Raw genomic sequence first — 576 nt, forward strand, 5'->3', positions numbered from 1 at the left:
GTCAGACAAAACGCCGACAACGCCCGCCAGGCCAACCAACTGGCCCAAAACGCCAGCTCTGTGGCCATCAAGGGCGGCGAAGTGGTCGCCCAGGTGGTCGACACCATGAAAGGCATCAATGAAGCCAGCCGCAAGATCAGCGACATCATCAGCGTGATCGACGGCATCGCCTTTCAGACCAACATCCTGGCCCTGAACGCCGCCGTCGAAGCAGCCCGTGCTGGTGAACAAGGCAGAGGTTTTGCAGTCGTCGCCAGTGAGGTGCGTAGCCTGGCTGGACGCAGTGCCGAAGCCGCCAAAGAAATCAAGACCCTGATCAGCGCCAGTGTCGAGCGGGTCGAACAAGGCACGACCCTGGTCGATCAGGCCGGTGCCACCATGACCGAGGTGGTGGCCTCCATTCGCCGGGTCAACGACATCATGGGAGAGATCAGTGCCGCCAGCACCGAACAAAGCCAGGGTGTGAGCCAGGTGGGAGATGCGGTGACACAGATGGACCAGGCCACGCAGCAGAATGCGGCTTTGGTGGAAGAGATGGCTGCAGCGGCGAGCAGCCTCAAGAGCCAGGCGCAGGAT

Annotated in this window: 1 protein-coding gene; it reads left to right on the forward strand. The window is 61.8% G+C overall.

Going from position 1 to position 576, the window contains the following annotated elements; genetic code table 11:
• Positions 1 to 576 (forward strand): methyl-accepting chemotaxis protein (locus KKO72_RS20780; protein ID WP_251140830.1); only part of this gene is annotated, 576 nt, incomplete at both ends.

Source organism: Rhodoferax sp. U11-2br, from assembly GCF_018619435.1.
GTDB lineage: Bacteria > Pseudomonadota > Gammaproteobacteria > Burkholderiales > Burkholderiaceae_C > Rhodoferax.